Source organism: Ruminococcus sp. D54t1_190329_F1, assembly GCF_015551645.1.
Taxonomy (GTDB): Bacteria; Bacillota; Clostridia; order Lachnospirales; family Lachnospiraceae; genus Blautia_A; species Blautia_A faecis.
This window is the reverse complement of sequence record NZ_JADNDC010000017.1, coordinates 85,867-95,127: the sequence shown is the minus strand read 5'-3', so window position 1 is coordinate 95,127 and position 9,261 is coordinate 85,867. Positions and strand designations below refer to the sequence as shown.

Below are 9,261 nucleotides of genomic sequence, written 5' to 3'. Positions count from 1 at the left end.
GTCGGAAAGCCGTGTGAGGGAGAACCTCATGCACGGTTTGATGAGGGGCGGATGAAAATTTCATCCGCCTACTCTACCCGGATTGCACAGAAGGACCTTGTAAGAAGCTGATCTTCCGGAGTTTAGTTGAAGGGAGGAAGTCTATGGAAAAACAGAAAGTAAAAGATGAAATTGCTGCACGTTTTGGAAAGAAAAACTGGCTTGTAAAAGCGCTTCCAATTGTATACTGTGTGACAGGTGTACTTCTTATGACCGCAGTACCCGTGTATGCGGATGACATTTTTGCAACTGCGAAAAATGCAATGCAGACGGTTTATACAGACGTAGCTGGCATTGCAACTGTGGCAGCTGTGGTTTGTGCGGCAGTATGCCTTTTTCTAATGAATTTTAGCAAATCGGGACGAACTGTGGATGAATCCAGATCCTGGTTAAAAAGGATTGTTATCTGCTGGGCGGCACTTATGACATTGGGTGCGATTGTAACGTATCTGGAAAAGATCATTCCACAGAGTATGTTTACGGGATGATCTGAAGAAAAGAAAAAGCCGGAGCTCTCCCGGCATAAAAGGAGGGTATCTATAATAGATATGAATGAAACATGAGCTGGCTGCTGGATCTTCTGGTAGATGCAGTCAAAGAAATGGTATCTCAGTTTATCATCGATATGATGGGACTGATTACGGATGTATTTACAGATTTACTATCCTGTAACCTCTCCCTGTTTGAAGAACTGTTTTCTGTAGTAGGAAGTCTGTACCAGAATGTGATTGTCCCTATGGGAATTGCTTTGTTACTTATGATCCTGATCTGGCAGCTGTTTAAATCCATGTTCGGGAAGGTTGGAATAAATGCTGAAGAACCAATCGAGTTAATTGGACGTTCTTCCATCTGCTTGTTCTTTGTGGTTGCCTCAAAGCCTGTTATTAATTACATATTGAAAATTGCGGGAACGCCATATCAATGGGGGATTGGAACCGACATCAAGGTGCAAAGTTTTTCGGAGTATGTAACTGCCTTAGAGGGGATTACAGCACCGCTAGGGCTTGGGACAGTCAGTATTGCAATTCTAATGCTTATCATGCAGTTTGTGGTGGCTTGGAACTACTTTAAAATGTTGTTCATTATTGCGGAGAGGTATGTCTTACTGGGCGTATTTTCCTATACAGCACCGCTGGCATTTGCAACCGGTGGATCTAAGTCCACGAACAACATCCTTGCATCCTGGTCGAAAATGTTTGGTGGACAGGTAGTTCTGATCATCTTAAATGCCTGGTGTTTAAAGATGTTTTTGTCTGGTTATGGAAATATGATGGCAAGCGGTTATGGTTTCACGAAGTTTTTTGTAGCAACTTTGTGTCTGGTGGGCTTTTGTAAAATTACATTCAAGCTGGATTCTTATATGGCGGCGTTAGGTGTGAATCTTGGACGGCCTTCCCCTGGCATGGGAGCACTTGGAGCAGCTATGGCGGCACAGCGTATTTTTTCACAGGCAGGAAGGGTATTTTCTGGAACGGATGGAAGTGGAAACGGTACAGGAAGATCTACGAACATGGGAAACACAGACCCCACAAATGGCTTTACCGGACCGGCGGGGCCTATCCCTATGAATCCCTCTGGTGGAAATGAAGTGGATATCGAATCTTTGTTTTGGGGTGGGGATTTTGATACGGAATATCCAGAAAAGCATGGGAATGCTGCTGGAAGTGTCAAGAGTGTGAATCATTCAAATACTGCTTCAGCAAATGTGCTGGACGAACTGGGAATTCATGCAAATGGAACGGAGTCTTCTGGTACATCTTATGTGTCTGGGACAGCCGCAACTGCTGTAACATCTGCAAGTGAAATTGAACCTGGGATGGAATCCGATGATTTCGTAGAACCGGAAGGGACTGTAATGGATCTGAATACGGGAAGCTTACCAGAATATCAGGAAGCTTCAGGCAGAGAGGCTGTTTCTTCAGAAGGTGTTACTACAAACGAAACTATGGAAGATGGATTCTCCGAAACATTATCAAGTGTAAATGGACTGGGTGAAATGGAGAATCCAGGAGAACCTGATTTCCCGGATGGAAAAACCACAGCCCGGAGTGATTCTATGTCTTTTGAAGCGCAGCCATTTGAAGGAGCATCTGCATTTAGCAGTGATAATGGCATTATGGCAGAACTTGGTGAATATCCAGCTTCGGAGACAGGCATGGGGACTTCGGATTATGCAATGGAAACGGATCTTGGAGGAGGCATTGGTAACAAAAGGCAGGAAGAAGGCAGAAATATTCCTTCTGATGGAAAAGGAGAACGATCTTATTCTGCCAGTGGTTTTGAAGCGGATGTATCTGGCCACTTAAATAGCAAGTATTCAGGTTCAGATAAAAATACTGCTGGTGAAAACGGATTTTCTTTTGATTCCAGAGCGGATTTTGGAATCCTGGACGCTGTGTCTGGAAATGAGAGTGTTCATGCAAGTCCAGATACGGAGGTAAGCTGCGCGAATAGTTTTTCAGAAGAGGTTGGAAATGCTTCTGGTAACGTGTCGGATGTTCCCAAAATGGAAACGCCTACATATTCGGATTCTGGTATTTCCGGGAATATAGAAAGTGAGCAGCAGGTTACAAACATGGGAGAGTCTTCTGCACAATCAGCAGAATCTGGTGACCTTGGAAATTATTCTACAACTGGAGATTTCGCTATAGACGGTTTAAATGGCATAAATGAACCTGAAGAAAGTTATATTCAGGAACCAGACGAATACCTGGAACAGGATAATCTGGATCCAATCGAAGAGGCAAATGACAGCTTTACACTTTCAGAGGAAATAAATGGTATGGAAGAAATCCAGACGGAGGATGCACAAATGCCTATGAATATGGAACTGCTACGCAATCCTCATAGAATCCTGGAAATTCCAAAATCAAGAAGTGAGTTAAGAGGACAGAAACAGGGTACCAGAGATACCGGAAGCTTGGAGGATTAAGCTATGGATGACGAAAGACAAGAGAGTTCCCCTCTTGATGAGGGGAGTGAAATGATCGCTCATTCGGCACAGGCTGCTTATGCGGTATCGGCAGCTGTAAAAGCTGGTGGAACTGCTTCTGGTGTGGCAGCCGGGACTGCTATGGCAGGGCCGCTTGGAACATTAGTAGGAACCTTGGCTGGCAGCAAAACAGTTTGGAAGGTGTTTGGTGCTATATTTCTATTTCTTTTTTTGTGGATGTTTATTATTGCAAACATGATCGGAATTATATTCAACTATCTGGGGTTTGCAACCGCGGATTCCTATGCAAATGAGGCACAGTCCAACCAGCTTGCAAATATCAGGAACAGAGCGGAGCAAATTCTGCAAAACGCAGATTATCAGAATGAGATTTTGCAGATCATAGGACAGCAGAGGGATTTACATTTGCAGGAAATCCAGGCAGACCAGATGAAAAAATATGCGCATGCTACTTTGGTTGTGGTGGATGAGTTTGAGACAAAACTAAAAAGAAGCTTATCCTATTATCTGTCTGTTATGCTCATGGATAAATGCGACAACAGCACCATATCTTCTTTCCTTGGATATTCAAATGTTCTGGGACTTGATATGGACACCAACCTTTCCAGCCCTTATGATGCCTATTTTCAGGAAGCTGCCAGGACCTATAATGTGCCAGTGGCGCTGCTTCTTGCAATCTGTAAAACGGAGTCTGATTTTAATCCGAATGTGGTATCAGGTGCTGGGGCAATAGGCTTAATGCAGCTTATGCCGGAAACGGCGGCTTCCCTTGGAGTATCCAATCCTTATGATCCGTACCAGAATATTATGGGCGGCGCCAAATTCATCAGCCAGCTGGTAGAGCAATTTAAAGGCTATTCCAATGGCTTAGAGCTTGCAGTCGCTGGATATAATGCAGGACCTTATGCAGTTATCAAATATGGTTATCAAGTACCGCCATATTCCGAAACCCAGGCCTATGTCAAGAAAGTGTTAGGGCTTGTCGAGATTCACGATAGTACATCCGGTACTTCCACAGAAATAAAAACAGATCAGGAGTCCCTGGAGAAATCATATCAGGTGTTAAAGGAGGCTGTCGCACAAAATGTGGACAGCTTTTTTTCGTGGACTGTAACAGATGAATGGGAAGGCCAAATGGAACAGAAAGTCTACTGTCTGGATGTGAATGGAAGCCGGGCAGAAACAGATGAACAGACTTATCGGCAGGTCCTGGAGCAGGGAGGCAATGTCTGGGAAGAAAAGAGGACAGTAACGACAAAGGTTGTAGAGTACACTCTGGCATTGATCTTGAACACACAGCTGACAGGAAGCAGCGGCTATCAATATAAATATGTGACAAATGAAAGCACATTCAATTTTGTATTAAAGCTGTTGGAATACCTGCAAGGCGGTGTAGAAGCTGTCAAAAATGCCCTTTACAATGTCTTTCACTGGACGGACTTTCTGACTGGTGGAACCAGTGGGAGTGATACCTATATCGGTAATATTGACGCGACTGGGGATATTATCACCTATGATACGGTGGGAAAAGGCGTCAAAAAGGTTGTTTATTATAACCAGGGAGAAGATCCCTGGGCTACCATGTCTTATGGAGCCAGTACGATCAAAGCCTCTGGATGCGGTCCAACATCCCTTGCCATTGTAATTTCAACCTTAACCGGGCAGACGGTGACTCCTGAGATGACCTGCGCGTTTTCCATTGCAAACGGGGAATATATCTATGGGCTTGGAACATGCCATTCCTTTCCGATGAATGCAGCCCATCACTGGGGACTTAACTGTGAAAGGGTAGGAAAAGACCGGATGGGGGATATTGTAAATGCCTTAAAAGATGGAAAAATGGTTGTAGAAATCTGCGAAGCCTACACCATAACGGGAAGTGGAAGCGGGCATTTTATTGTTCTGACGGGTGTTACTAAAGATGGCTATATCACCATTGCCGATTGTGCCAGTAGGGAACGTACTGGAAAAGTGTACAGCGTGGAAACGATTGCTTCTTACGGTCGTGACCTGGCAGATGGAGCCTTTTGGATCATTGGAAAATGAGAGGTGGGATTATGGACAGACATTTGAAATATTGGTTGCTTATGGGACTATATTCTTCTGTATTACTGGCAATGCCAATTACGGTACTTGCAAACACGAACACGCAGAATTCTACAGATCTTCCCCAGATTGTTTCCTGGGATGACGGACATGGATATCTGGAAAGTGGAGAAATGCTTCGGAATGGCTGGGGCTATGATACCGTCAATCCAGCTGGAAAATATGTGCTCTTTGATGAAGAGGGTGCTATCCTTAGACGCTCGGAATCCATGGAAGCAGGGTTGGAGGATAATTATACAGGTACCGAACAGGTTCCGGCAGTCATTGCATTTCGGGCACAGGTTTTTGACGGATTTGCTGGTACGATAGAGGCTATTTTAGAAGAACAAAATGGGGTAACCCAAACGGTATTCCTAAATGCGGACAACTTCTATGAGTGGAATCTGTCCACTGGAAGTGGAACTTATCGGATTCAGTCTGTAAGTGCAACGGAGGGAGATCTGTCTTTTGTAACAGAGTTTTCGAATATGTATCAGAATCTTCCAGAAGAAGGTCTCCTGGTGCAAAAGATTACAGTAACAGAGGTCGTTATAGAGAAAATCCCTGCAGCAGGGGAAGAATCTCAGGCTGCAGAGAAAAATGAAAATCCTATTGATGAAATGAATGTGCTTCCGCAGAAAGGACAGGAAGAGGAGACAGAGGGGATTTTAGAAAATCAAGCACAGGAGGTGAATATCGTGGATGCAGTAAAACAGAAGAATCCATTTATACTGCTCGGCGTAGGGGTGGCTCTAATTGCCGCAATCGGTGGCCTGATATGGTCTAAAAAGAGATAACAGGAAAGGAGCTTCACAAAAAATGACACAAAATGACCATTCAGACGTATATATCATTCCACCTAATTTTGTAAGAGATGGAACTTTGTTCTCTGGAAGGGCAGAAGCCCGAAATGTGGTAGAAGCAGCATTTTTGGCACTCGTTGGAATCCGCTTTTTAGTATTTTTAAATCTTGGAATAAAAGGGAAGATTTATGTCGGGATCATCCTGATTCTGCCGCTTGTGATATTGGCAGTAATCGGTGTCCAGGGCGAAAGTCTTTCCTCTTTTCTTATTCAGCTGTTTTCGTATATGGTGAAAAGGCGTGTTTTAACTGCACCAAGCGGTCAGTACCGTTTGAAACGAAACCGCCGTATCCGGAAACAGCAGAAGAAACGCTGCAGACGGGAACATAAAAAGAGAAAAAAGGAGGGTGGCAGAGATCGGAAGCGAAGTCGAAGAACTGAAGAGAAAACTGAAGGAGGCGAAGAAATCCGAGAAACTCGAAAAAAGGGAAAAACGGCAGCAGGAGCGTGAGCGAAAGAATACTGCCAGACTTCAAAAACGCCAGGATGTGCAGGAAGAAAAACTTCGGAAAAAAGAAGACAGATTACAGGCGCAAAAAGAAAAACGGGAAGCTGTCGCCCGGTTCCATGAACAGGAAGCAGAAGAACGCAGCCTCCGGAAAAATCTGGCTGTGCAGACAGAGGAAGAAACTGTAAAGGAAAAACAGCCTATTCCGGTGAAAGATACAGAACAGGTAGAAACAAAAGGCAGGGAAGAGAACGCCGGTGACCTGGATATTCTTCCAGTGACCTGGGCTTCGTCCTATTTGCCAATCAGTCAGATAAAAAATGGAGTGATTCAAACAAAAGATGAAAGGTACATTAAGATCATTGAAATTTTGCCTATCAACTTTCTGCTCCGTTCTGCGTCTGAGAAAAGAAATATCATTTATTCTTTTGCCTCGTATCTGAAAATTGCACCACCAAACCTGCAGTTTAAGGTTTTATCCAAGAAAGCGGATATTAAAGAATATATAGAGAAGATACGAAGAGAAGCAGAACAGGAACCAGATGAACGATGCAGAATCTTACAGGAAGATTATGCAAAGCTCCTGACACAGCTAGGAACCCGGGAAGCCATTACACGCCGTTTCTTTCTCATTTTTGAATATCCATTAAGCGGAACCAAATCTGTAAACGAAAGAGATATGTTTTTGTATTTACAGTCTGCAGTACAGACTGCGAAGAAATATCTTGCCATGTGCGGAAATGTGGTCCTGGAACATAAAAATGAAACTCGGTTTTGTGTGGAAGTGTTTTATCAGCTTTTAAATCGGGATACGAGCCTTAAAACAACGTTGGATGAGCGGATTGAAAAAGTACGGAATCATTATATCTTGGAAAACGGGAAAGAAAGTGTGGCAAAAATTCCGGTGACAGAGCTGATTGCACCAGATTCTTTGAATTTTAAAAGCTATAAATATGTGATTCTGGATGGCATTTATCATGCCTACCTCTATATTCCATCTGGCAGATATCGTTCCAGGGTGCCTGCTGGATGGCTTTCCCTTCTCATTAACGCTGGTGAGGGAATTGATATAGATTTGTTTTTCTTTCGCCAGGATAAAAATAAAAGCATGGAGCGGATCGGGCGGCGGATCCGTTTGAACCGCTCAAAAATAAAAGATACCTTTGATTCCAACAGTGATTTTGACAGTTTAAGTGAATCCATTCAGGCAGGTTATTACCTGAAACGTGGACTCTCTGGAAGCGAAGAATTTTACTATATGAGCACCTTAATTACCGTTACAGGGCATAGTGCGCGGGAAGTTGAATGGCGCTCAAAAGAGATGATAAAGCTGTTAAATTCGCAGGATATCGGGGTATCCAAGTGTCTATTCGGGGAAGAACAGGGATTTTTGTCCTCTCTTCCCCTGTTGTGCCTGGATAAGAAAATCTATGAAAGATCCAAACGAAATGTTCTAACATCAGGAGCTGCGGCCTGCTATCCATTTACTGCCTATGAAATGTCGGATAAAGATGGTATTTTGATGGGCGTGAATAAGGCAAACAGTTCCCTTGTTCTGGTGGATATTTTCAATACGTCTGTTTATAAAAATGCCAATATGGTTATATTCGGGACTTCTGGTTCCGGAAAGACGTTCACCATGCAGCTTATGGCGCTACGTATGAGAAGAAAAAATATCCAGGTATTTATCATTGCCCCGGATAAAGGACACGAATTTGCCAGGGCCTGCAATAACATTGGTGGCACATTCATTCAGATTTCGCCAGCATCTTCCAATTGTATCAACGTTATGGAAATCAGGCAGTCTGATAAAGCTACCAGTGAGCTGTTGGATGGATATGTTTCGGAACGTTCAGAACTAGCCGTGAAGATCCAAAGCCTGCATATCTTTTTCAGCCTTCTGGTACCAGATATGACGCATGAGGAAAAGCAGCTTCTTGATGAGGCTATGGTGATCTGTTACCAGGAAAAGGGAATCACCCATGATAACCAGAGTCTGTTTGATCCGACAAAGCCAGGGGGTTATAGAAAAATGCCAATCCTGGGAGATTTACACGAAGTCCTTCTTCGAAAGGAAGAGTGTAAGCGGCTTGCCAATATCTTAAATCGTCTGGTGAACGGTTCCGCAGCCAGCTTTAACCAGCAGACGAATGTGGATCTGAATAATAAATATGTGGTACTTGACATTTCTGAATTATCAGGAGATCTGCTGATTGGAATGTTTGTAGCACTTGATTACGTATGGTCTCGGACGAAGGAAGACCGAACCAGAGAAAAAGCAATCTTCATTGATGAAGCCTGGAAGCTGTTGTCCTCTAATGAACTTGCAGCTGACTATATCCAGGGAATCTACAAAACCATTCGTGCTTATGGTGGAGCTGCAATCAGTGCCTCACAGGATCTTGTTGATTACTATGAGTTGAACGGAGGCAAGATTGGAAGAGGAATCTTAAGCAACGCGAAAACCAAAATCATTTTAAACCTGGAGGTGGCAGAGGCAGAGCTGATACAAAAGGAACTGGATTTATCAGAAGCGGAGTTTAATTCTATTGTTCACTTTGAGAGAGGTTGTGGACTTATTTCAACAAATAGCAATAACCTGGTTGTTGAGTTTAAAGCAAGTCAGTTAGAAAAGGATCTGATCACAACAGACCGGAAGGACCTGCAGAAATTAAAAGGCAGGATTCAAAAGTATGGGGAATCCGCTTATGGAAACACGGAATGACACATAAAGGACGTATAGAAAACGTATAGAGTACGGCATATATGACGCATTCGTGTTTGAAAAAATGGTAAATGTCATTCATGACGTATAGAAAGACACATATAAGACGTATTATCACAAAAAATGTGAATGTTGTTATAAATGACGT

The 9,261-nt window shown here is 43.4% G+C and carries 6 protein-coding genes; all 6 read left to right on the top strand.

Features of this window, described 5'->3' with window-relative positions:
- Positions 1–143 precede the first annotated feature (143 nt).
- The 6 genes from I2D69_RS09760 (at position 144) to I2D69_RS09735 (ending at position 9,113) form a co-directional block, all read left to right on the top strand.
- Positions 144–527 (top strand): hypothetical protein, encoded by a 384-nt coding sequence (locus tag I2D69_RS09760; RefSeq protein WP_227199209.1) that lies wholly within the window; start codon positions 144–146, stop codon positions 525–527.
- Between the two features lie 71 nt (positions 528–598).
- On the top strand, positions 599–2,971 hold the full coding sequence (locus I2D69_RS20115; RefSeq protein WP_227199208.1) for a hypothetical protein: 2,373 nt from the start codon (positions 599–601) through the stop codon (positions 2,969–2,971).
- A 3-nt stretch (positions 2,972–2,974) separates the two neighbouring features.
- Positions 2,975–5,038, top strand: a complete 2,064-nt coding sequence (locus I2D69_RS20470; protein ID WP_177968936.1) for a transglycosylase SLT domain-containing protein — start codon at positions 2,975–2,977, stop codon at positions 5,036–5,038.
- Positions 5,039–5,049: 11 nt separating this feature from the next.
- Positions 5,050–5,874 carry a hypothetical protein gene (locus tag I2D69_RS09745; RefSeq protein ID WP_173719548.1) on the top strand — a complete coding sequence of 275 codons (825 nt, stop codon included), beginning with the start codon at positions 5,050–5,052 and terminating at the stop codon, positions 5,872–5,874.
- A gap of 22 nt (positions 5,875–5,896) precedes the next feature.
- Positions 5,897–6,391: a hypothetical protein gene (locus tag I2D69_RS09740; RefSeq protein WP_177968933.1), complete on the top strand. Its 495-nt coding sequence runs from the start codon at positions 5,897–5,899 to the stop codon at positions 6,389–6,391.
- Positions 6,288–9,113 carry a hypothetical protein gene (locus I2D69_RS09735; protein WP_227199207.1) on the top strand — a complete coding sequence of 942 codons (2,826 nt, stop codon included), beginning with the start codon at positions 6,288–6,290 and terminating at the stop codon, positions 9,111–9,113. Before I2D69_RS09740 ends, I2D69_RS09735 begins: the two co-directional genes overlap by 104 nt.
- Positions 9,114–9,261: the final 148 nt, after the last annotated feature.

Excerpts from the sequence above, each read along its gene's own strand:
- I2D69_RS09760 (WP_227199209.1), top strand. The coding sequence starts at position 144 with ATGGAAAAACAGAAAGTAAAAGATGAAATTGCTGCACGTTTTGGAAAG.
- I2D69_RS20115 (WP_227199208.1), top strand. The coding sequence starts at position 599 with ATGAGCTGGCTGCTGGATCTTCTGGTAGATGCAGTCAAAGAAATGGTA.
- I2D69_RS20470 (WP_177968936.1), top strand. The coding sequence starts at position 2,975 with ATGGATGACGAAAGACAAGAGAGTTCCCCTCTTGATGAGGGGAGTGAA.
- I2D69_RS09745 (WP_173719548.1), top strand. The coding sequence starts at position 5,050 with ATGGACAGACATTTGAAATATTGGTTGCTTATGGGACTATATTCTTCT.
- I2D69_RS09740 (WP_177968933.1), top strand. The coding sequence starts at position 5,897 with ATGACACAAAATGACCATTCAGACGTATATATCATTCCACCTAATTTT.